The organism is Candidatus Limnocylindrales bacterium (genome assembly GCA_035571835.1).
GTDB lineage: Bacteria > Desulfobacterota > Binatia > UBA1149 > CAITLU01 > DATNBU01.
Genome location: DATNBU010000017.1, coordinates 350,458 through 373,111, shown reverse-complemented (window position 1 = coordinate 373,111; position 22,654 = coordinate 350,458). Strand labels below are relative to the sequence as shown.

21 protein-coding genes are annotated in these 22,654 nt (G+C 65.9%); 6 read left to right on the top strand and 15 right to left on the bottom strand.

From position 1 onward, the window contains the following. The first annotated feature begins 182 nt into the window (after positions 1-182). Positions 183-1,574, top strand: a complete 1,392-nt coding sequence (locus VN634_08420; protein ID HXC50893.1) for a hypothetical protein — start codon at positions 183-185, stop codon at positions 1,572-1,574. Between the two features lie 126 nt (positions 1,575-1,700). Here the strand turns inward: VN634_08420 and VN634_08415 are convergent, their stop codons facing one another. From VN634_08415 to VN634_08400, 4 genes are all read right to left on the bottom strand, one after another. After that, complete coding sequence (locus VN634_08415; protein HXC50892.1) at positions 1,701-2,567, bottom strand: OmpA family protein; 867 nt, start codon at positions 2,565-2,567, stop codon at positions 1,701-1,703. A 252-nt stretch (positions 2,568-2,819) separates the two neighbouring features. Further along, positions 2,820-3,308 carry a signal peptidase II gene (gene lspA, locus VN634_08410; GenBank protein ID HXC50891.1) on the bottom strand — a complete coding sequence of 163 codons (489 nt, stop codon included), beginning with the start codon at positions 3,306-3,308 and terminating at the stop codon, positions 2,820-2,822. Continuing rightward, complete coding sequence (gene ileS / locus VN634_08405; GenBank protein ID HXC50890.1) at positions 3,305-6,070, bottom strand: isoleucine--tRNA ligase; 2,766 nt, start codon at positions 6,068-6,070, stop codon at positions 3,305-3,307. Before ileS ends, lspA begins: the two co-directional genes overlap by 4 nt. A gap of 115 nt (positions 6,071-6,185) precedes the next feature. Next, on the bottom strand, positions 6,186-6,833 hold the full coding sequence (locus VN634_08400) for a UdgX family uracil-DNA binding protein (GenBank protein HXC50889.1): 648 nt from the start codon (positions 6,831-6,833) through the stop codon (positions 6,186-6,188). 132 nt (positions 6,834-6,965) lie between these two features. Here VN634_08400 and VN634_08395 point away from each other — a divergent pair, with 132 nt between their 5' ends. After that, positions 6,966-7,169, top strand: a complete 204-nt coding sequence (locus VN634_08395; protein ID HXC50888.1) for a hypothetical protein — start codon at positions 6,966-6,968, stop codon at positions 7,167-7,169. Between the two features lie 123 nt (positions 7,170-7,292). Beyond that, positions 7,293-7,520, top strand: a complete 228-nt coding sequence (locus tag VN634_08390; GenBank protein ID HXC50887.1) for a hypothetical protein — start codon at positions 7,293-7,295, stop codon at positions 7,518-7,520. Between the two features lie 47 nt (positions 7,521-7,567). Here VN634_08390 and VN634_08385 read toward each other — a convergent pair whose 3' ends face one another. Genes VN634_08385 through VN634_08370 form a run of 4 tightly spaced genes read right to left on the bottom strand, consistent with a single transcriptional unit; the run spans position 7,568 to position 10,634 of the window. Continuing rightward, the gene (locus tag VN634_08385; protein ID HXC50886.1) at positions 7,568-7,786 is read right to left on the bottom strand and encodes a glutaredoxin family protein; all 219 of its coding nucleotides are present in this window, start codon (positions 7,784-7,786) and stop codon (positions 7,568-7,570) included. Between the two features lie 14 nt (positions 7,787-7,800). Continuing rightward, a complete protein-coding gene (locus VN634_08380; protein HXC50885.1) occupies positions 7,801-8,634 on the bottom strand; it encodes a lysophospholipid acyltransferase family protein in 834 nt (277 codons plus the stop codon). Positions 8,635-8,642: 8 nt separating this feature from the next. After that, positions 8,643-10,151 carry a DEAD/DEAH box helicase gene (locus tag VN634_08375; GenBank protein ID HXC50884.1) on the bottom strand — a complete coding sequence of 503 codons (1,509 nt, stop codon included), beginning with the start codon at positions 10,149-10,151 and terminating at the stop codon, positions 8,643-8,645. A 9-nt stretch (positions 10,152-10,160) separates the two neighbouring features. After that, on the bottom strand, positions 10,161-10,634 hold the full coding sequence (locus VN634_08370; GenBank protein ID HXC50883.1) for a thioredoxin fold domain-containing protein: 474 nt from the start codon (positions 10,632-10,634) through the stop codon (positions 10,161-10,163). 162 nt (positions 10,635-10,796) lie between these two features. Here VN634_08370 and VN634_08365 point away from each other — a divergent pair, with 162 nt between their 5' ends. Next, positions 10,797-11,360: an acyloxyacyl hydrolase gene (locus VN634_08365; protein HXC50882.1), complete on the top strand. Its 564-nt coding sequence runs from the start codon at positions 10,797-10,799 to the stop codon at positions 11,358-11,360. Between the two features lie 7 nt (positions 11,361-11,367). Beyond that, positions 11,368-13,557, top strand: coding sequence for an adenylate/guanylate cyclase domain-containing protein (locus tag VN634_08360; protein HXC50881.1), 2,190 nt, complete (start codon positions 11,368-11,370; stop codon positions 13,555-13,557). 14 nt (positions 13,558-13,571) lie between these two features. Here VN634_08360 and VN634_08355 read toward each other — a convergent pair whose 3' ends face one another. The 4 genes from VN634_08355 to VN634_08340 all read right to left on the bottom strand — a co-directional run bounded on the left by VN634_08355 (position 13,572) and on the right by VN634_08340 (position 16,657). Next, positions 13,572-14,165, bottom strand: a complete 594-nt coding sequence (locus VN634_08355; protein ID HXC50880.1) for an OmpA family protein — start codon at positions 14,163-14,165, stop codon at positions 13,572-13,574. A 46-nt stretch (positions 14,166-14,211) separates the two neighbouring features. Then, positions 14,212-14,697, bottom strand: coding sequence for a FecR domain-containing protein (locus tag VN634_08350; protein HXC50879.1), 486 nt, complete (start codon positions 14,695-14,697; stop codon positions 14,212-14,214). Between the two features lie 179 nt (positions 14,698-14,876). Further along, positions 14,877-16,019, bottom strand: coding sequence for a 3,4-dihydroxy-2-butanone-4-phosphate synthase (gene ribB, locus VN634_08345; GenBank protein ID HXC50878.1), 1,143 nt, complete (start codon positions 16,017-16,019; stop codon positions 14,877-14,879). A 149-nt stretch (positions 16,020-16,168) separates the two neighbouring features. Then, entirely contained in the window at positions 16,169-16,657 is a 489-nt protein-coding gene (locus VN634_08340) for a glutathione peroxidase (GenBank protein ID HXC50877.1), read from the bottom strand. Between the two features lie 420 nt (positions 16,658-17,077). Here VN634_08340 and VN634_08335 point away from each other — a divergent pair, with 420 nt between their 5' ends. Next, the gene (locus VN634_08335) at positions 17,078-18,121 is read left to right on the top strand and encodes a hypothetical protein (GenBank protein HXC50876.1); all 1,044 of its coding nucleotides are present in this window, start codon (positions 17,078-17,080) and stop codon (positions 18,119-18,121) included. 140 nt (positions 18,122-18,261) lie between these two features. Here the strand turns inward: VN634_08335 and VN634_08330 are convergent, their stop codons facing one another. Genes VN634_08330 through glmU form a run of 3 tightly spaced genes read right to left on the bottom strand, consistent with a single transcriptional unit; the run spans position 18,262 to position 22,599 of the window. Further along, positions 18,262-19,161, bottom strand: a complete 900-nt coding sequence (locus VN634_08330; protein ID HXC50875.1) for a hypothetical protein — start codon at positions 19,159-19,161, stop codon at positions 18,262-18,264. Continuing rightward, positions 19,158-20,987, bottom strand: coding sequence for a glutamine--fructose-6-phosphate transaminase (isomerizing) (gene glmS / locus VN634_08325; protein HXC50874.1), 1,830 nt, complete (start codon positions 20,985-20,987; stop codon positions 19,158-19,160). Before glmS ends, VN634_08330 begins: the two co-directional genes overlap by 4 nt. 4 nt (positions 20,988-20,991) lie before the next feature. Then, positions 20,992-22,599 carry a bifunctional UDP-N-acetylglucosamine diphosphorylase/glucosamine-1-phosphate N-acetyltransferase GlmU gene (glmU, locus tag VN634_08320; protein ID HXC50873.1) on the bottom strand — a complete coding sequence of 536 codons (1,608 nt, stop codon included), beginning with the start codon at positions 22,597-22,599 and terminating at the stop codon, positions 20,992-20,994. Between the last annotated feature and the right edge of the window lie 55 nt (positions 22,600-22,654).

Genomic DNA, 22,654 nt, shown 5'->3' with positions numbered 1-22,654 from the left:
GCGTTGCCGACGGTCGCGGCGCGTACGCAATCGCGTGCACCGCGCCCGGCGGCGCCGGAGTGCGATTTCCGCAAAACGGACGGGAACTTTGCGGTTTCCGAGCGCGCGTAAGAGTTCCGTAAAGACTCGCCGACGGCCCGTCTGCTATGCAGGCCGGACGTCTCTCGTCCACGGAGGCTCTCATGACAGACTGGCGCCGCGCTCTTCTTGCATCCACCGTTCTCGTTCTTGCCGGCGCAACGACAGCGTCTGCGCGCACGATCACGCTCAACCTGCTCTACGTGCACGGCGTCAAAGGCTGCACCACCGACCGGCAGAATGCCGCCGGATCGCTGAAGGATCTCGACACCGCGATCGGCACCGACCTGCCGGCCAGGATCTCGGCCTGGCAGACCGCGCATCCCGGCGACACCGTCGTCGTCAATCGCCGTTTTGCGAACCTCTACACGGCAACACCTTCTCCGTATCATCCTTCGGATTCGACCAACCCGCTGAACATGGACGACTGGGAAGTCGGCGACCCCGGTTGCACGACGACCACGCAGGGCGATCCGTGCACGACCGCATACGAATGGCGCTACCGGCTCGCGAAGGAGATCAACTACTACTACCCGTCGCCCGCACAGAACGTCATCCTGATCGGCCACAGCACCGGCGGGCGCGTCGCGATGGAAGTCGCAGCGAACTACGGAACCGGCGGAGTCGGCACAAAGGACTGGGGCGTGCAGAGCCGGATTGCCGGCGTCGTGACCGTTCACGGCATGATCGATTCGCTCGGCACCAGCAAGTACAACGTCGCCGGTCCGCTCAGCTTCGAAACCACGTGCAAGAACGGCGATGCGATCGCCGGATTCGGAAGCTCGTGCGCGCAGGGCAACGGGTGGTGCGAGTATGCCGGGCGCATCAGCGGCTTTTCGGCCGCCGACTGGGTCTCCAACAACAAGCGCGCAATGATGCTGACGGGGTGGGCGAGCTGCTCGCCGTCGCTGTGGACCGGTAACAGCGATGGATCCCTGCCGTACGACGCGCAGGGCAGTCCGTGGGCCGTCGGCCTCGACATGACTCCGGCGCCGGGCCAGACCTATCGGGTCTCGCATGGAACGAAGTACGGATCGTTCTGTCACAGCACGATCACGTCCGGCAGCGACCCGAACCATGCCGCTGCGCGCGACGCCGCAAAGAATCGCATTCTCGACTGGCTGTTCGTCGCGGCGCCGCGGGTTGCGGCCACCGGATCAAACTCGACTTCGTCGCTGTCGTACAACACGACCAGCCCCACGTTCTCGATGGGAAGCGCGTGCGCGACCGGCGAGATCGACGACACGCTGACGTCGGGCAACAAGGCCAAGGGCCTCGACGTCGCAGGCTTGTGCAAGCATCCCGGATACTTCGACGGCGACGACCACGCCGTCGCGCTCGGCGAGATCGGCATCGTGAGCAACGGCTCGACGTGCAACGGCTCGTACAACTGGAAGCAGGCGCACGACTCGGGCAACAGCCACGCGGCCACGCTGTGGTGGAAAACAAGGTCGCTTCGCGGGGCCGGTCCAGACCTGATCAATTCGCTACCCTGAGCGAGCAGCGGGAGCCGTCGCGAGGGGATCCCCCGAGCGTTCTGATCAAGTCACGGATCGCCACGAACAAAACGGCCCGCTCCTTTTCGAAGGAGCGGGCCGTTTCTGTTTTCGAAGTCCTGCGACTCAGTAACCGTACGGCGGCGGAGGCCCCGGCGGATAGCCCGGAGGTGCAGACGGATAGCCGGGCGGCGGCCCCGCAGGCCTCGACGGATAGGGCGCAGGCTCCGGGTAGCCGGGCTCGTCATTCGGATCGGCCGATTCGTACTGGCGCGCCGGCTGCGGTCCCGGCCGCGAGCTGTCACCCTGTTCGTCGAGGATCACGACTTCGACTCGGCGGTTGCGCGCGCGTCCGGCAGGATTGTCGCTGCCGTCGCCGTGCACGTTGGCGGCAACCGGATACGCTTCGCCGAAGCCGTGCGTCGACAGGCGCGCAGGCGCAACGCCCTGGCGGGAGAGCGCATTCGCAACCGCGTCCGCGCGCCGCTCGGACAGGCGCTGATTGGATTCCGTCGATCCGATCGAGTCCGTATGACCCTCCACCGACACCCGGCGCCAGGCGACACCCGGACTGGCGAGAACATCGGCGATGCCCGAGATCTTGCGATACGCGCCGGGCGTAAGCTCGGCGCGGCCGAACTCGAACAGCACGTCGGGGATATTGACGACCACGCCGCGATCGGTGCGATACGCGTCAAGGTTGCGCTCGCGAAGCTCGTTCGTGAGCGCCTCGTCGCGCTGCATCCGCTGGCGCTGCGCGTCCACGCTGTCGCCGACGATCGCACCGGTGATGGCTCCGAGCGCACCACCGATCAGCGCGCCTTCCGCCGAATCGCCGCTCGCACTCCCGATGATCGCACCGGACGTCGCCCCGACCGCCGCACCGCCGAGCGCCCCCTGCTCCCGAGCCGACATCGGCCCGGACGCGCAACCCGCAAAGCTCACCGCAAGGATCGCCGCAGACATTCGAAGACCGACATCAAACTTGTTCATCAATTCCTCCGTAGGCAGATGCCCGGCGAAAGCCGAAGGCACTTGCGGGCCGTTCGACCGCACGAATGCCAATTGTATTCGATCAAGCGACGAGAGCGCCCGTAAAACGAGCCGGGCGGCGAGAAGGGTCCAGATGCAAGGCGGATTCCGGCGTAGAGAGGGAGTCGTACTTGCCGTACGTCGACCGAACGTAGCCGGAATCCAACGCCGCAGATGGGCCCTTATCGACGTCCGGCCCACCAATCGAGACGACTACGTGCCGCGATCGACGTCGCGACTGTGCCGCAACGAGCCGATCAGCAGCAGTACTACGCCGCAGGAGATGAAGCTGTCGGCGACGTTGAATGCCGGCCAGTGCCAGTCGCGATAGTACACGTCGAGGAAATCGACGACCTCGCCGTAGCGCACGCGATCGTAGAGATTGCCCGCCGCGCCGCCGATCACGGCCGTGAGCGCGAAACGCTGCAGCACGTCGCCGCGCGGCGTGCTGCGCAGCATCCAGAGAAGCGCCGAGACCGTTGCAATCGCGAAGATCACGAAGAATGCGACGCGCCAGGCCTCCGGAAGATCCGCCATCAGTCCGAATGCGCCGCCGCGATTGCGCACGTACGTGAGCGAAAAGATTTCGGGGACGATCGGATGCGACTCTCCGATCCGCCAGCTGCTCGAGATGAGCGATTTGGTGTACTGGTCGAGCGCTATGATCAGCAGGGCGAGGAGCGCCGAGACGCGAACGCTCACAGGGCCGTTACCACCGGATGGCAACGCTCGCAGAGATCGCTGTGGTCGGGGAACGTTCCGACCGCTTCCGAGTAGTTCCAGCAGCGACCGCATTTGCTGCCGAGGGCTTTGTCGACGTCGACGCGAAGATCGCCGTTGCCCGCCTCGACGCCGACCTGCGAGACGATGAACATCTCACACAGCGCGCGATTGCCGATGGATTCGAGAACCCGCGCGTCGGCCGCGGAAGCCGCCAGCTGAACGCGCGCTTCGAGGGACTGCCCGAGCGAGCCTTCGCGGCGCCGCTCCTCGAGCGCCTTGGTCACGACTCCGCGAATCTCCCAGAGCCGCTCCCAGCGAGCCAGCAGCGCGTCGTCCCGGCGCGCAGGTTCCGGCACAGGAAGATCCGTCAGGAACACGCTCTTCGCATCTCCGGCCGCCCGCCGCACCGCCTCAGGCATGGATTGCCAGATCTCCTCGGCCGTGAAGCACAGGATCGGTGCGATGATCCGCACCAGCGCGAGCAGGATCTCGTGCATCGTGGTCTGCGCGCTGCGCCGTGCCTGCGACCCGCGCGCGCTCGTGTAGAGTCGGTCCTTGACGACGTCGAAATACAGCGAGCTCAGGTCGACGCTGCAGAAGTTGTTGAGCGCGTGGAAGACGATGTGGAACTCGTACGCATCGTACGCGCGACGGCAGCGCGTCAGGAAATCCTCGAGCCGCGCGTCGATCCAGCGGTCGATCTCATTGCGATCGGCGAGCGCGACGCTGTCGGTCGCAGGGTCGAAGTCGGCAAGATTCGCAAGAAGATTGCGCGCGGTATTGCGGATGCGGCGATACGAATCCGCGAGCCGCTTCAGGATCTCTTCGGAGATGCGCACGTCCTCGCTGTAGTCTTCGGACGCGACCCACAGGCGGAGAATGTCGGCGCCGTAGGTCTTCAGGATGTCCTGCGGGGCAATCGTGTTGCCGAGCGATTTGGACTGCTTGCGCCCGTCGCCGTCGAGCACGAAGCCGTGCGTGAGCACCGACCTGTACGGCGCGCGGTCGCGCGTGGCCACGGATGTGAGCAGCGCCGAATGGAACCAGCCACGATGCTGGTCGCTGCCTTCGAGGTAGAGATCGGCGACGGTGCCGTCTCCGAAGTCGGCTTCGACGACGGTCGAGAAGCTGACACCGGAATCGAACCATACGTCCAGGATGTCGGTCTCGCGATCGAACTCTCCTCCTCCGCACGACGGGCAGCGGAACCCCGCGGGAAGAAAATCCTCCACCGGACGAGCGAACCACGAATCCGATCCTTCGCGCTCGAAGATGTCGGCGGCGCTGCGCGCGAGCTCGGCGGTTGCGGTCACGGTCGCACATTTGCGGCAGTGCACCGCGACGATCGGCACACCCCACGCGCGCTGGCGCGAGAGGCACCAGTCCGGGCGGCCGGAGATCATTCCATAGATGCGCTCGCGGCCCCACGACGGAATCCACGTGACACGGTCGATCGCCGCAAGCGTTCGCTTGCGAAGGTCGCCGTCTTCCATCGACAGGAACCACTGGTCGGTCGCACGGAAGATGATCGCCTTCTTGCACCGCCAGCAGTGCGGATAGCTGTGCTCGATTTCTTCTTCCGCGAGCAGCATGCCGCGCGCCGCGAGCAGGTCGATCACGCCCTTGTCGGCGGCGAAGACGAACTGGCCCTGGAATTCGGGCACTTCGGCAGTGAAGCATCCGCCGGCGTCGACCGGCGCGTAGGCTTCGAGCCCGTATTTGCGCCCGACCACGTAGTCGTCGTGTCCGTGACCGGGCGCGGTGTGCACTGCACCGGTTCCGGCATCGAGCGCGACGTGATCGCCGGTGATCACGAGCGAGTCGCGGGCGATCCACGGATGGCGCGCCTTGAGGCCTTCGAGCTCACGACCCTGGAACGTCGCGAGCGTGGCACCGATCGGAAAATGCCGCGCCAGACTCTCGCGAAGATCGGTCGCGACGACGAGCGTGCGTTCGCCCGATTCCACGAGCGAATACGAAAAGTCGGGGCCCACCGCGACCGCAAGGTTGGCCGGAAGCGTCCACGGCGTGGTCGTCCAGATCGCGATTGCCGGCCGCCGGTCGGCGAACGGAGCCAGCGGTCCCTTGGCCTCGATTTCGAACGCCACGAACACGGACGTCGACTTCTTGGTCTCGTAGTCGACCTCGGCCTCGGCGAGCGCGGTACGGCACGACGCGCACCAGTGGACGGGCTTGCGGCTGCGAAAGACTCCACCGCTTTCGAGAATGGTCGCGAGCTCGCGGATCTCGCGCGCTTCGTAATCGAAGTCCTTCGTCAGATATGGACGGTTCCATTCGCCGAACACGCCGAGCCGGCGGAAATCGCGGCCCTGGATATCGACGAATCGGTCCGCGTAGTCGCGGCAGAGGCGCCGCACCTCGACGATGCTCATCTCGGCGCGCGCCTTGCGTCCGACCTTCTTCTCGACTTCGAGCTCGATCGGCAGACCGTGCGTGTCCCAGCCCGGCCGGTACGGCGCGCGAAACCCGGCCAGCGTCTTGTACTTGACGATGATGTCCTTGAGGATCTTGTTGAGCGCGTGGCCGATGTGGATGTTGCCGTTCGCGTACGGCGGACCGTCGTGGAGCAGGAACATCGGCGAAGCGCTTCGCCGCTGGAGCATCCGCTCGTAGATCGAGTCGCGTTCCCACGTCTCGAGCATCGCCGGTTCGCGCTCGGGCAGGTTCGCGCGCATCGGGAAGGCCGTTGCGGGCAGTTGCAGCGTGTGTTTGTAGTCCATTTCGGTTTCGCGAAAGCGGCGTAGTTATCAACAGGGTTCGCACCGGGCAACCTGCAGCGCCTCGGCAGCGAGGACGTTTCCGTCTCAGGACGCCGAAGGGCCGCGCGTTGCGGTGTCAGCCGAGGTGCTTTCGCGCCACGCGCAGATCGGCGACGAACAGCTCGGTTTCGCGCCGACGTGTCTCGTCGTCCGGCGCCCGCAGCAGCGACGAAGGATGCACCGTTGCCATGGCAGGAACACCGAACGGCGACTCCAGGATCCGTCCGCGCTGCTCGGTCACGCGAAACGATTTGCCGAAAAGCGCCTGCGCTGCCGTTGCCCCGAGGCACACGAGCAGCTCGGGACGAACGACGGCGATTTCCGCTTCGAGCCACGGCCGGCAGGCGACGATTTCCATCGCGTTCGGCTTCTTGTGGATCCGTCTCTTGCCGCGCGGCTCCCACTTGAAGTGCTTCACGACGTTGGTCACGTAGGCGTCATCGCGCTCGATTCCCGCAGCCGCGAGCGCACGATCGAGCATTCGTCCCGCCGGACCGACGAACGGCGCACCGGCGAGATCCTCGTCGTTGCCGGGCTGCTCGCCGATCATCAGCAGGCGGGCGCCTTTTTTGCCTTCACCGAAAACGGTCTGGGTGCCGATCTTCCACAGGTCGCAGGCCTTGCAGCCGGCAGCGGCCTTGCGAAGCGACGCAAGCGTCGGCCGCGGCGGGACCGGTGCGCGGGAAACCGTCCGGGACTGCTGGCTGGTGCGCGCGGCTTTCACACGGATCACCGGGTTTCAGATTGGGCCGCTCCGGGGACGCGTCAAGCGGGCGCACGGCGCTGCCGGGGAGCCGGCGCGAGACGAGCCGCAATGAGGTGGAATCGCGCGCCTGCGCGCGCTAAATCTTCCGACATGGCAAAACGACTGCAGGTGAATTTTCACAAGCCGGGCCCGACGTTCGTTCCCGAAGAGGGGCAGCCCCGGCCGTGTGCGCGCGGCGTCGGATGGGTTCACCCCGACACGCTCCAGACGCTCGAGATGCTGCGCATCCAGCGCACCGATGCGAAGGGCAGGCCGCTTCCGCCCGGAAGCCAGGAGCCCGATCGAAGAGGTTGAGACGGCGCGCCGTCAGCGCGACGAAACTCGGCGGCGCGAACCCGGTCCGGATCTTACGCGCTGCATCCGATCCCAGTCGAACGACAGCTCGCGACGCACGCCGAGAAAATAACAGCACATCTCGTGATCGAGATCGTTGTGGAACGTGCGCTGGTGTCCGTCCTCGAACAGGACACGTACGAGGCACGTGCCACCGACGATCGTGGACGTCATTTCTTCGACGACAGCGCCGGTGCCCCACTCTTCGTGAGAGTCGGAATAGACACGATCGCCGAGGCGCAAGTAGAGGCGCTTTTCCTCCACGAGGCGGGACCATACACGCTCAAACGCCGCGTGACCAGTCTTTTTTGATGCCCGCGAAGCGACATCGACCACCCTCGCTCGTTCACCGGGCGAGATCAGAATTCGGTTCCGCCGTCCGGTGCAATCTCTATGCGAGAACCGTCGACCAGGACCGGCACGATGCGTCGCCGCCGTGTAAGCTTGACGAGCTCCGGCACGCACTCGGGCCGCGCCGCGAGATCGATCTCGGTGAAAGGCGAGCCGCGTGCGACGAGACGCTCGCGCAGTGCGCGGCTGTATGGACAACACGGAAGGCTGTAGAGCGTGATCGCCACCGGCGCCTTTCCATCTATCCGAGAAACACCGACTCGCGCTCGCAGAGTGCGCGCTCGATCAGCGCGCCAACGCTGCGGCGCAGCCGCTCGGTCATCGCTTCGTAGTCCTGCCGCGCGACGAACCGCTTTTCGCGATGCAGCCGGATCGGCGCTCCGAACGCGATCGTCCATTTGCTTGGCAGCGGCATCACGCCGACGGGCCCGAGCAGCGGAAAGAACGGAGTGATCGGAAGGTACGGCGCGCCGAGGCGTGCGCCGGCCTCTTCGCTGCGACCGATCACCGGGTAGGCTTCCTCGGCCCCGATCACTGCAAACGGAATCACCGGCGCGCGGTGCTTCCATGCAAGACGCGCGGCGGATGTCGAAAAACGCTGCAGTTGGTAGCGCTCGTCGAACAGCTTCGCGACGCCGCCGACCCCTTCGGGAAAAATCACGACCACTTCGCCGCGGCCGAGAAGCGCATCGGCGGTCGCGTAGCGCGCGGGCACTCCGCCGCATCGCTTGTACAGCTCGGCGAGCGCCGGAATCCCGTCGATGAAGCGGTCGTACAGGACGCGCGCCACGCGGCGCGGACTGTGGTCGTGATCGTGGTCCAGCGCGTACGCCAGCATCAGCGCATCGACCGGAATCGCGCCCGAGTGGTTGCCGACGAGAATCGCAGGCCCGCGCCGCGGGACGTTCGCAAGCCCGCGCACGGCCACTCGCCACCAGCGATGGAAGAGAAACCTGGCGAGCGGACGAAGCCGCTCGCGAAGCTCATGGTCGACGGAAAACCGCTCGATCCGGCTGCGCGGCGCCGCGGAGGCAGCATCGACGTGGTGCGGATCGTGCGAAGAGTGCGAGAACACTGCAGCGCTCAGGACGATTCGCCGCGCTCGCTGCCCGGCGCGGCGTCGACCTCGGCGCTGCTGCGCCGGCGCCGGCGACGGCGGCGTTTCTTCTTTGGCGGTGCATCGCCGGCTTCCGCCGGCTGCTCGCCGGAAACGACGGCTGGAGCGGGCGCGGAATGCGATGCACCTTCTTCGGTACGTTCTACGGAACCCTTGCGGCGCGAGCGCGAGCGACGCTTGCGCGGAGCGCCGTCGTCTCCGGTTCGTGCCGGCCCGGGCGGCGTTTCTGCGGATTCGGTGTCTTCGCGCACGGCCTCGCGGACGACTCGCGCCGGCGGCCGCGGCATGCGCACGAGCTCGGCAGCCGGAAAAGCATGCGGGATGGAGATGCCGACGAACTCCTCGATGGCCTCGAGCGAATAGACGTGATGCTCGCAGGCAAGCGAGAACGCCTTGCCCGACGCGCCCGCCCTGGCCGTACGGCCGATGCGGTGCACGTAGTCTTCGGGATCCTGCGGCAGGTCGTAGTTGAACACATGCGTGACGGCTTCGATGTGCAGGCCGCGCGATGCGACGTCGGTCGCGACGAGGATGCTGATCTTTCCGTCCTTGAAATCGCGCAGCGTGCGGATGCGCTTCTTCTGGTCGACGTCGCCGACCAGCACGCCGACCGGATAGCCGAAGCGCTCGAGGCGCTCGGCCACGAAATGGACGCCGCGCCGCGTGTTGACGAACACGAGCGCGCGAGCCGGATTTTCCTGCGCGAGCACGTTCAGCATCACCGGCAGCTTCTCGTCGACGCCGACGTGGTAGACGAGCTGTTCGACGCGCTCGGCGGTAACCTGCTCTTCGTCGATCGCAACGCGATGCACGTCGTGCATGTACTCGTAGGCAAGCTCGAGGACGCGGTACGACAGCGTCGCCGAATACATGAACGACACGCGCTCGGTCGACGGCGGCATCTTGGTGACGAGGTAGCGAAGATCGTCGACGAACCCCATGTCGAACATGCGGTCGGCTTCGTCGACGACGAGAACCTCGGTATCGCGAAGCGTGAAGACCTTCTGCTTGAAGTAGTCGATCAGGCGTCCCGGCGTTCCGATCAGCACGTCGACGCCGGCGGCAAGGCGGTCGAGCTGCCGGATGTAGTCCACGCCGCCGTAGACCGCGTGCAGCACCAGCCCGGTGTGCTTTCCGAGCAGCAGCCCTTCCTCGTAGATCTGCATCGCCAGCTCGCGCGTCGGCGCGATGATGAGCGCGCGCGGGCACGAGCCCTTGCCCTCATGCCGGCGCGGCTTGTTCAGAAGCAGCGTGAAGACCGCGATCAGGAAAGCGGCGGTCTTGCCGGTTCCCGTCTGCGCCTGACCGGCGATGTCGCGTCCCGTGATCGCGGTCGGAAGCGTTTCGGACTGGATCGGCGTGCACCAGGTGAAGCCGGCATCCTCGATGCCGCGACGCACCGGATCGGGAAGCTCGAGCTCGGAGAACGCGAGCGTGACGGAGGAATTCTTGACGGCAGGTTCGACGGAAGACATCGGGTTCGCTCACGTGCCAGGCGGCGGTGTCCGGCTCTCGCTCAGCATCTTCGCGAAGTCGTCGGGCGGAACGAATCCGAAACGGCGCGATCGTTCCTTTCCGTCCGGACCGAAGATGACCACGGTCGGCTCACCGAGGATCTGAAAGCTCTCCTGGACGAGAGCGAGATAACGGTTCGGCTTGGTCATGTCGACGCGGAAGAACCGGATGCCCGACGACGCCGACAGCACCTGCGGCGCCGGGAAGGTTCGCGCGTGCATTTCCCTGCACGGCGCACACCAGTCGGCTTCGAAATAGAGCACGACGGGGGCGCCGCTCTTGCGGGCCGCAATGAATGCGTCGTCCTGGAAAGGCTCGAACCGGAGCTGCGGTGCGTCGGATGCAGGCGCCGCGGCCTCGGCGGCTTTCGCGCCCGGAGCCTGTGGCTCCGATCCGGCGGCGGCGGACGCCGCGATCGCAATCGCCGCGAAGAGGACGACCATCCGCGTTCGTGCGAGGCGGGCAGGTCGAGCGAAGAATGAGGCGTCACCTCGGTCCGATCCGGTTCCAGTCACGACGTTCTGCGCTGCATGGCGAGCGCCGCAAACGTAACCGAGCACGGACGGATTTGCGAGTCGGCCGTCCGACCGCTAAGCACGCGATCGTTGGCACGTTTCGCTTCTCTCGCTCTCGCATGGATCGCTCTGGTTGCGCTGTCGCCGCCCGCCGTGGCCGGTCCGATCGGCAGCGGTCCGGCCGCGATCCTCGGATATTCCGGCGATGCGGACGGAGCCCACGATCCGAGTGATCTGGTGCTTGCATCGGTCGGCTGGCGCTGGCGCTTCGACGGCGCCGATTGCATCGATGACTTTCTGGCCCGGGGGCACATCGATTTCTCATGGGCGGTCGAGCCGCTCGTCGGCGGCTTGTTCGGGGATGCGACCGCGTTCGAAACCTCGGTGGTGCCGTACGTGCGGCTCGCACCGCTCGGTTGGGAGAACGTCGTCCCGTATTTCGAAGGCGGCATCGGCCTCGCCTACATCACGCTGCACAACTACGGGCTCGGCTCGCCAGTCGAGTTCAGCGACAACGCCGGCATCGGCGTCACGTTCGGAAGCGCGCACCGCTGGTCGATCGGATACCGGTTCCGTCACCTGTCGCACGCGGGCCTGTTCGACGACCGGAACGACGGCCTGAACGCACACTTCCTGACACTGTCGGTCGAGTAGGCGCGCCATGGCGAGCGCCGACAACGCGAACACCGCTGGAGCGCAGGGTGGCCTTACTCCGGCAAGGCTGCGCTTCATCAGCATCGTGCTGTCGGCGGCGGTCGTGGTGCTCGGCCTGTGGGCCGACCGCAGCGAGCCGTGGCCGGTCCCGAACCTGCACAACGTGGTCTTCGACGCGTACCAGCGCACGCAGCCGCGCGCATACCAGCCGGTGCCGGTGCGCATCGTCGACGTCGACGAAGCGAGCCTCGCCAAGCTCGGACAGTGGCCGTGGCCGCGCGACAAGGTCGCGCAGCTGGTTTCGAAACTGCGCGACCTCGGTGCGTCGGCGATCGTCTTCGACGTGCTGTTCGCCGAGCCGGACCGGACGTCTCCGTCGTGGCTGGCCGCCGAATGGAAAGACAAGCCCGATGTCGCTTCCGTGCTCGACAAGCTTCCGGATCACGATGCCGCTCTGGCCGAAGAGCTGCGCCGCGGAAACGTCGTCGTCGGATTCTCGCTGATCGACGAGCCCGGCGGCTCGGCCCCGATCCAGAAAGGCCGCTATATCCGCAAAGGCGATCCGAGCCCGATTGCCGCGATTCATGCGCAGGGCACAGTCGTCTCGCTGCCGATTCTGCAAGAGGCGGCGAGCGGCAACGGCGCGATCAACTTCGCTCCCGACCAGGACGGCGTGGTCCGTCGCGTCCCGCTGTTCGTGCGGCACGGCGACGAGCTCTATCCGAGTCTCGACTCCGAAGCGCTGCGGGTGTCGACCGGCACCGCCAACTACGCGCTGACGACGTACGAGGAACCTGTCCTTCCAGGCGTCGCCGGACTGACGTCCGTGCGAATCGCGAACTACACGATACCGACCGACACGTCGGGCGACGTTCTCGTATACCTGACGACGCCGGTCGCCGAGCGATACGTCCCGGCGTGGAAAGTCATGCTCGGTGAGGCCGCAGGCCTGATTCCGAAGGGCAGCATCGTTTACGTCGGCACGTCGGCGACCGGTCTGATGGATCTGCGCTTCGGTCCCCTCGGCAAGAAGATCCCGGGAGTCGAGATCCATGCGCAGCTGACCGAACAGGCGATGCTCGGTGTCTTTGCGACGCGTCCGAAATGGGTCAAGGGCCTCGAATCGTGCGTGATGGTTGTCGCGTGGCTGATCATGCTCGGCTTCGGATCCCGCCGCCGCGTGATGCCGGCCGCGATCGCGACCGCCGTGCTGATGATCCTGATGACGGCGGGCGCGATCTACGCGTGGCGCACCGAGCTCGTCCTTGCCGATCCGCTGCTGGCGAGCCTCGTGCTGCTGGCGACGTTCGTCGCGTACACGGTTCCACGACAGCTCGCGACCGAGAGCGAAGGGCAGTGGATCCGCGGCGTGTTCGCCAACTATCTTTCTCCCAACCTGGTCGAGCACCTGATCCAGAATCCCGGCGAGCTCAGGCTCGGCGGCGAACGCAGGGAGTGCTCGTTCGTACTCACCGACGTCGCCGGCTTCACGACGCTCGTCGAGGGCATCGCGAATCCGCAGGAGCTGACCGAGATCATCAACAATTATCTCGAAGGCATGGTCAGCATCGCGTTCGAGCACGACGGCACGCTGGATCGCATCGTCGGCGACGCCGTCGCGGTGCTTTTTTCCGCGCCGGTGACGCAGCCCGATCATCCGGAGCGCGCGGTGCGCTGTGCGCTCGCGATGGATAAGTTCGCGCACGAGTATTCGATGAGCTGCACCAGGCAGGACATCCCGTTCGGCATGACGCGCATCGGCGTGCACACGGGCGAAGTCGTCGTCGGCAACTTCGGCGGCAGCTCGCATTTCGACTACCGGCCGCTCGGCGATCCGATCAACACGGCCGCGAGACTCGAAACCGCCAACCGCCAGCTCGGTACGCGCATCTGCGTCAGTGGTGCGACGGTAAGCCGCTGCCCCAATTTCACCGGCCGGCCGGCCGGCTCGATTCAGCTCAAGGGCAAGACGCTAGGCGTCGAAGTGTTCGAGGCGGTGTCACCGAGCGATCCGCGGACTGCGTCGATGGCGGCCTATCTGGCGGCGTTCGAGAAGATGGCCGCCGAAGATCCGTCGGCTCTCGACGCGTTCGCCGGCGTCGTCGCCAGGTGGCCCGACGACGGGCTCGCGGCGTTCCACCTCGCGCGCCTTCGTCGCGGCGAAACCGGCGCCAACGTGGTCTTTACCGAAAAGTAGAGAACCGACTGGGATCAGCGGATCGTGACTTCGACGCGCCGGTTGTGGATCTCCGGCACATTATCGGGCGTCGGCACGGCGGGCAGCGTTTCGCCGTAGGCATCGACCTCGATGCGTTCGATTGGAATTCCGGCCTTCACGAGTGCGTCGCGGATCGCATACGCGCGCAGCAGCGACAGCGCGATATTGAACCTGTCGTTGTCGGTTCGATCGGCGTGCCCGGCCACGGTCGCGTCGACGCCGGGGCGGCGGCGGGCCTCGGCGAGCATCGCGTCAAACTCCACCTTCGACTTCGGATCGACCTTCGTCTCGCCGGTCTTGAAGTAGATGGTGTACTTGATGAATTTGCCCGGACGCGCCCCGAATGCGCGTGCGAACACCTTCGTGATTTTCTCGACGGAAAGTTCCCAGGGACTGCTCGGCGCTTTGTTCGACCGATCGATCGCGGTTGCCGAGCCGGATTTGTCGAGCAGCTGGGTGCCCTTCTTGTTGGAGACGATGACTTTTCCGGACCCTCCGCCCGGATTGTCCAGAAGAACCACGTAATTTCTGGGCGCGCAGCCAGCGAAGACCAGGACCAGCGCGAAGACAACAGCACTGCGCTTCATCGATCCCAGCCTTTCTCCCGACCCGACGACCGTTCTCGGAACCGGTTCAGCCCTTCTTGTGCTTCGAATTCGTCTCGTCGGCGAACTTCTGTCCGGGTGCGACGCGCACGACGAAGTGCGTTCCGCGCATGCCGATCACGCCCGTCGGCGTCTCGATCGCAACCGACTCCGGCGCGAGCTTGCCGAGCATGCCCGAGACGAAATCGAGCGTGCCCTGGCTGACACGCGCGACGAACCCCATCTGCCCCGACTTCGGCGCATATGCGTACTTGTCGAGAAGCAGCTCTGTCTCCGGACCGGCCGACAGCATGGTGCCGTCCTTCATCGTGACGCCGAGACTCGACTCCGCCGCGGTCTTGAGAAGGTCGTCTTCGTAGAGGGGAGCGCCGACGGCGAGCGGGTGCTCAGCACCTGCCCGAACAACCGAAGCCTTGCCGGTCATCGTCTTGACATAGCCGATGGTGTCTCCGGCCAGCGCGACGTTGGCGATCATGAGTGAGAAGAGCGCTGCGACTAGAGTGAACTTTCTCATAAGCACCTCCCGGGATGCCGGACCGTACCGCGTTGCCGGGCCTCTCGGCCATCGGCGTGTACCCCTGTTGGTAACCGAAAGCCCTCGTCATAGCTAGAGCTTGATCGATTTTCCGCTCGGCGTGAGACCCCCGTCACCGCGCGCCGGCCGCCCCTTCGAGCCAGGCCCGTTCGGCGAGCTCAGATACTGACGACCTCGACGACCTCGAGCCCATAACCGGCGAGGTTGGGGAGCCGGAACGGCGAATTGGTCAGCAGCCGGATGCGCCTCACGCCGAGGTCGCGCAGGATCTGCGCTCCGATGCCGTAGTCCTTGAAGCTCGCAAGGCGGGCGGTGGGATTGGTGGTGGCCGGGCCCCCTCCCGCCTCCGCCAGCATCTCGGCGCCGCGCCGGTGCCGGCGGACGTAGAGCAGCACGCCGTTCTCTTCCGCCGCGATCCTGGCCATGGCCCGGTGCAGCACGTCGCCCGTGTTTCGCTGCACCGACGCGAAAACGTCTCCGGGCAGATATTCGGCATGCGCCCGGACCAGCAACGGGCGTTCGGGATCGATCGAGCCTTTGACGAGCGCAATGTGCTCGCCCTCTTCGACACTCGAGCAATAGACGTGAGCGGTAAACTCTCCGCCGTATTTTGTCGGCAGGCGGGCGCTGGCGATGCGCCGGACCAGCGACTCGTTCTGAAGCCGGTACTGGATCAGGTCGGCCACCGTAGAGATCTTGAGGCCGTGGGTCTCGGCAAAACGGACGAGGTCGGGCAGCCGCGCCATGGTGCCGTTCTCGTTGAGAATCTCGCAGATCACTCCGGCGGGCTCGAGCCCTGCGAGCCGGCAAAGATCGACGGAGCCTTCGGTCTGGCCGGTTCGTACCAGCACGCCGCCCTCGCGGGCACGCAGCGGGAAGATGTGGCCAGGGATCACGAAGTCGCTGGCTTCGGACGTCGGGTCGGCGGCCTGGCGCAGCGTGCGGCAGCGATCGGCCGCGGTTACGCCGCCCGCCGTCGAGGAGCGCGAATCGATCGAAACGGTGAAGCCGGTGCCGAGCGGCGCGGTGTTCTCGGGCACCATCATGCGAAGTCCGAGCTTCTGCATGCGGTCTTCGGTGATCGGCATGCAGATCAGGCCGCGCGCGTGCCGGATCATGAAGTTGACCTGTTCGACGGTGACCTTCTCGGCCGCAACCACGATGTCGCCTTCGTTCTCGCGGTCCTCGTCGTCCATCAGCACGATCATCCGTCCGCGGCGGATCTCGTCGATCACATCGGCTACCGGTGAGATCGGCGAGGCCTTGGCGGCCTGCAGCGGCTGAGGAGATTTCGCGAACATTGGCGGGACTATACCCCCCTCGGCAACGTTGCCAAACGAGTCACGCCGGGTGCGGAGACAGACGGCACGCGCGCGTCCGCCGCCGCACGGCACGGCGGACGAAGTGGAATGGGCAGCCGCCGGCGTTGCCCGCGGCCGCGGTTCGGCAGCTAGCCTATGGAGCTTTCGATCGCGGCTACGAGGGCCGGATCGTCGGGCGTCACCATTGGCGAAAACCGCGCGACCACGTTGCCGTCGGGACCGATCAGGAACTTGGCAAAGTTCCACTTGATGTCGCCCGGCCCGTCGGGCGCGGTCGGCTGTTCGGCGAGCCAGCCATAGATCGGGTCGCGGGAGTCGCCGTTGACGTCGACCTTCGACGAGAGCGGAAACGTCACGCCGTAAGTCGTCGAACAGAACTTCTGGATCTCGCCCTCGTCTCCGGGCTCCTGGCCGGCGAACTGGTTGCACGGGAAGCCGAGCACGGTGAAGCCCTTGTCCGCGTACTTTTTCTGCAGGTCCTCGAGGCCCGCGTACTGCGGCGTCAGCCCGCACTGGGAAGCGACGTTGACGATCAGGACGGTCTTTCCGCGCAGCTCGTCGAGCGAACGCGTCTTCCCGTCGATGGATCGAATGCGGAAATCGTAAAGTGTGCTCATCGCGCGACCGTATCGCGGCCGCACGACCGGACCAAAACGCCGGAGCCGGGCAGCTGATTCCCGTGCGATTCCGGCTCCGGGACAGCCCGCCGGACCATCCGCCGCCCGATCTCCGAATGCCGGCCATCCCGCGGATCGACTCGTCCGGTACGCAACTGCGTAGGCCCCGGACGGGTTGTTACGGTACGCAATTGCGTATGGTAATTTGAAAAAAGTGCACTAGATACCGTTACTTACCGCTTTTTGTTGGTCCAAAAGCCTTCCCGTGCGGCATGCAGAGTGGTACACCATGCTGAGTCGCGGAGACCACCTCGAGCAAAGGCCGCGACATCCCAATCGCAGAACACATACCGGAGGGTACGAATGAATCAGAGGAGTTTGCGGCGGAGTTTCACTCTGCTTTCGACAATCGGAGTTATCGTGCTGGGCACCCAGGCCTACGCCAGCACGCTGACTCAGAACATGTCCTGGACCATCGACCGCGCGGGCACCAGTGCGAAGTACCGCGTGACGGCATACGGCGACTCGATCTACGCCGGATACAACACTTCGCTGTTCGAAGAGGCGCTGTTCGCCGCGCCGACCGTTGACGCCGACTACCTGCAGAACAAGTGGAACGCCGACATGGAGAGCATCCGCCGCTGCAAGTCCGGCGCGCTCGCCTCGGGCGTCTACAACGAGAAGATCGTGAACGAGCGCTCGTACATGCAGACGTCGAACACTCGCGTCGTCACGTTCGAGATGTGCGGCAACGACGGTCTCCAGGCGCGAAGCAACCTGAAGGGCCAGTCGGGCGCCTGCAACTTCGGCGTGCTCGATACCGCGCTGAACAACTGCACGACGTACCAGAACGCGGCGATGTCGTACATCAACGCCAACAAGGGCGCGAATGTGCGGGTGAAGGCGATCTCGAACCTCTTCTACCCGGGCTACAACGCGGACAACGTCAACAGCAGCTGCTACGATCCGGCCACGGGCTCGCCGGTGAACATGCGCAACAAGTTCCTTCCGTACCTCGCGAAGATGAACTGGCGTGCATGCAACACGGCCAACACGTACGGCTTCGTGTGCGTCGACAGCTTCGCGAACTTCATGGGCGCGGACTACGACAGCAACGGCGACGGCCAGATCGATTCCAACGCGCTCAAGTACGTCCAGGGCGAGTCGGAAGCGGCGTACGTCACGCGCATCACGTCGACGCTCAAGTCGACGATCCGCGACGCCAACACGCACTACGCGAGCTCGACGACCAGCTACGACTACATCCAGTCCGACGACACGCATCCGACTTACGCGGGCGGAACGGTCGGCACCGGAATCTGGCCGGGCGGCGACGCCAGCGGCTCCGGTCCGCCGGATCTCCCGGACAGCTCGTACGTCGGCGGCAAGACGTCGTTCTGGAACCGTTATGGACACGAGCGCATGGGCTGGGCCCTGTCGGTCTTCAACCCGGCTACTCCGTGATCCAACGAGCCTGAGGCCGGTAACGGCCGAAGGTAGAAGGGCCCGGATGCACCCCGATGCATCCGGGCCTTTTTATTGGAGCGTGCGGCGCGCAGAGCGACGCAGGAACAACCCCGCGCCGTCAGCGCAGGCTCGTCTGTCTACGCCGTCAGGCGCAGGTAAATCAGCAGCGGGATTCCGATGTAGTAAAGCAGGCGCTGGAGGACCTCGAGGATCAACCGGGCACCCGTCGCGAGAGAAGGCGCGGCAGCCGCGACGGCGAATGCGACGACTTCGACGACTGCACGAAACGCCGCTGCGATCAGCACCAGCCAGATCGCATGCTTCGCCCACCAGATGCCGAAACCGACCAGATACATCTGGAGCCCGTACGTGTAGTACTCGCCGAACGCTCCGCCGTACGCGATGTACTGGTGCAGCCGGAAGATCGGGATCGTCGGCACGAGCGAGAACAGAACGAACTTGAGGAACGGGTTCTCGAGCCGGCCAGGGCCATGCGCGAGCCTGGCGCGTGCGAACATCACCAGCGGATGCTCGAGCCCGTTGCGCAGCTCCGGCGCAGCTCCGGCCGCAATCATCGCATCGACGAGGGCAACCGGATCCTCGGTCCGGATCTCCAGCGGGATGCGCCGGCCGGACCGCAGCAGCATCCCCAGGCCGAGCGCCGGAGCCGGAAATCTCCACGGCTCGGCGGCGGCGATCGACGACAACGGAATCTCGATGGTCTCGTCGCGCGATTCGATGCGCAGGCGCCCGTCGTCCACTCGAATGGATGCGGCGAACGCGCGCGCGATGAACCACGATGCAAGCTCCGGCGCGAGGAACAATGCCGCAAACAGCCGCATCATCTTGAACGGATTGGACGGTGGCGTGGCTGACAGTGTCAGCGCCGCAAGCATCAGCAACAGGCCGCCGCGCGAGAAAATCCGCAGCGCTGCGGCCGCGATCCTCCACGACCGGGAGTACGCAACCGCGTCGGTCGTAAACAGGCTGGGCTCCGCCGAGCCGGCTCTGCCTGCGGCGGTCTCGACTGCGATCATTCCACGGTCACGCTCTTGGCGAGGTTGCGCGGCTGGTCGACGTCGGTGCCGCGCTCGACGGCCACGTGATACGCCAGAAGCTGAAGCGGCACGGTCAGCAGCACCGGCATCATCAGGCTTTCGGTGTGAGGCACCGCAATGACCCACTCGGAGATTCGCATGAGCTCGTCGTCGGCCTGGTCGGTGACGGCGAAGATGCGGCCGCCGCGCGACTGGACTTCCATCAGGTTGCTGATCGTCTTCTCGTAGACGTCGTCTTTGGGCGCGAGCACCAGCACCGGCATCGTCTCGTCGATCAGCGCGATGGGCCCATGCTTCATCTCGCCGGACGGATAGCCCTCGGCGTGGATGTACGAAATTTCCTTGAGCTTGAGTGCGCCCTCGAGCGCGACCGGATAGTTCACGCCGCGGCCGAGGTAGAGCATGTCGGTCGCCGGCGAGATCTGGCGCGCGATGCGCGCGATCTTCTCTTCTTCCTTGAGCGCGGTTTCCATCAGCAGCGGAAGCTCGACGAGCGCCTGCACGTAGCGCGCCTCGTCCTCGCTCGACAGCGCGCCCTTGCGGCGCCCCAGCCAGACCGCGAGAAGGTAGAGCGCCGACAGCTGGGTCGTGAACGCCTTGGTGCTCGCGACGCTGATCTCCGGGCCGGCATGCGTGTACAGCACGTGGTCGGCACGGCGCGCGATCGACGAGTCGACGACGTTGCAGATCGCCAGCACCGGAGCGCCGCGCTCGTGCGCGGCGTCGACCGCCGCGAGGGTATCGGCCGTCTCGCCCGACTGCGAAACCACGATCATCAGCGTGCGCTCGTCGGCGACCGGATCGCGGTAGCGGTATTCGCTGCCGTAATCGACGTCGACGTGGATGCGGGCGAGGCGCTCGATCGCGTAGCGGCCGATCAGTGCGGCATGCCACGCGGTGCCGCATGCGACGATCGTCAGGCGGTCGATGCGGTCGAGCTGCTTCTCGAGGGCCTCGAGCTCATCCAGGCAGACCGTCTGCGTGTCCTGGCAGAGCCGCCCGCGAAGCGTGTCGACGATCGCGACCGGCTGCTCGTGGATCTCCTTGAGCAGGAAGTGCTTGTATCCGCCTTTCTGCGCGGTCACAGGATCCCACGTGATGCGGCGCGACGCGCGATTGACCGGCGCGCCGGCGAACGTCGTGACCACGACCGACGTTGCGGTCACTTCGGCCATCTCGCCGTCCTCGAGGAACAGCACGTCGCGCGTGTAGTCGAGCAGCGCCGGGATGTCGGACGCTACGATGTTCTCACCGTCGCCGATGCCCACGACGACCGGGGTCGCATTCTTGGCCGCCACCAGGCGGTCGGGCTCCGACGACGACAATGCGACGATCGCGAACGACCCGCGGAGTCGGCCGATCGCTGCGCGCGTCGCGTCTGCCAGCGTCTTTCCGCTGCGCCGCTCCATTTCGATCAGGTGCCCGATCACTTCGGTGTCGGTATCCGACGTCATCTCGCAGCCCGCAGCGGCGAGCTCGCCGCGCAGCTGCAGAAAGTTCTCGATGATGCCGTTGTGGATCACGACGATGTCGCCGGCGCGATGCGGGTGCGCGTTGCGCTCGGACGGACGGCCGTGCGTCGCCCATCGCGTGTGTCCGATCCCGGTCGTGCCGGCCATCGGATGGCCGTTCAGAAGCGACTGGAGATTGTCGAGCTTGCCGACTGCACGGCGAACGTCGAGCCGGCCGCTGTCGAGGATCGCAAGGCCGGCGGAATCGTATCCGCGGTATTCGAGCTTGCGCAGGCCTCCGACCAGCACGCCCTCGGCTTCGCGGTGCCCGACGTATCCGACGATTCCGCACATACCGTTATCGCTTCCTTGCCGCGCGCGCGGTCCCGGTTGCAGGCTTCGCGAGTGAAGGCTTGGCCGCAGGTTTGGCGAGCGACGACTTGCCCGCAGACTTGGCGAGCGAAGGCTTGGTTGCGGACTTCGCAAGCGAAGGCTTGGCTGCGGCCTTGCGCGCGCGGAACGCCTCGACCCATCCGCTGCGGCCGCGCTGCGGTTTTTCGTTGAATGCGAGCGAGCCCGCCTCGACGTCCTTCGAGATCGTCGATCCGGCCGCAATGTACGCGTCGGCGCCCACGCTGACCGGGGCGACCAGCTGCGTGTCACTGCCGATCTGCACGCGATCTCCGATCATTGTCCGGTGCTTGTCGACGCCGTCGTAGTTGCAGGTGATCGTGCCGGCGCCGATGTTGACGTCGCGGCCGACCGTCGCGTCGCCGATGTAGGCGAGATGATTCGCCTTCGAACGCGCACCGACGGTGGCCTTCTTGACCTCGACGAAGTTGCCGATGTGCACGTCCTCGCCGAGCTCGGCTTCGGGCCGCAGATGCGCGAACGGCCCGACCCGCGCTCCGGATCCGATGTGCGCGCGATCGGCGACGACGCCCCAGCGCAGCAGCGCGCCGTCTTCGACGACGGTATCGCGAAGGTGCGTCGAGCCCTCGAGAACGCAGCCGCGACCGATGCGGACATCGCCTTCGAGCCGGACCGCGGGGCCGATGACGGTCTCGGGTCCGATCTGCGTGCGCGTCGAAAGGATTGCGGTCGCAGGGTCGAGAAACGTGACGCCGCCTTCCATTGCGCGAGTGATCAGCCGCTCCTGCAGAATGCTTTCGATGCGCGCGAGGTCGGCGCGCGTGTTCACGCCGTGGCCCTCTTCGCCGTCTTCGAGCGTCACGCACGCGGCCGAGTTGTCGGCGGCGGCGGCTTCGACGAGGTCGGTCAGGTAGTACTCGCCCTGCGCGTTGTTGCGTTCGAGCCGTGAAAGGCGCTGGAACAGGAAGCCCGCGTCGAAGCAGTACGTGCCGGTGTTGATCTCGTCGAGCTCGAGCTGGTCGGGACTCGCATCGGCATCCTCGACGATGCGGATGTCGCCGTCCGTTTCGCCACGCACGATGCGTCCGTATCCCGACGGATCGTCGACGACGGCGCTCAGCACGGTGGCCTTGGCACCGACACGGCGGTGCAGGCGCACCAGCTCGCGGATGGTCTCGGTGCGCAGCAGCGGAACGTCGCCGCAAAGAACGAGCACGTCGCCGTCGAAGCCGGCGAGAGCCTTGCGCGCCTGCAGCACGGCGTGCCCGGTTCCGAGCTGCTCGCGCTGCACGGCGGTCGCGGCCTTTCCGGCAATCGCGGCGCATACCGAATCGGCGTCGTGGCCGACCACGACGACCGCCGGCGCACAGCCGAGCGGCTCGATCGCCGCGAGCACATGCGAGACCAGCGGCAATCCAGCGATCTCATGAACGACCTTCGCGCGGGGAGAGAGCATTCGCTTGCCCTGTCCGGCCGCGAGCACGACAGCCGCGAGCTTCCTCGGCTGCGTACGGGTGACCAGGGCGGTCGGCTTTCGGGCACCGGACCTCGGCGCGGAAGGAGTCTTCTTCGATGTGTGCTTGCTGGTTGTCATCGCTTGCCGGTCGTCATCGGAACCTGGGAACGTGGGAACCTGATCGGGAACTCGG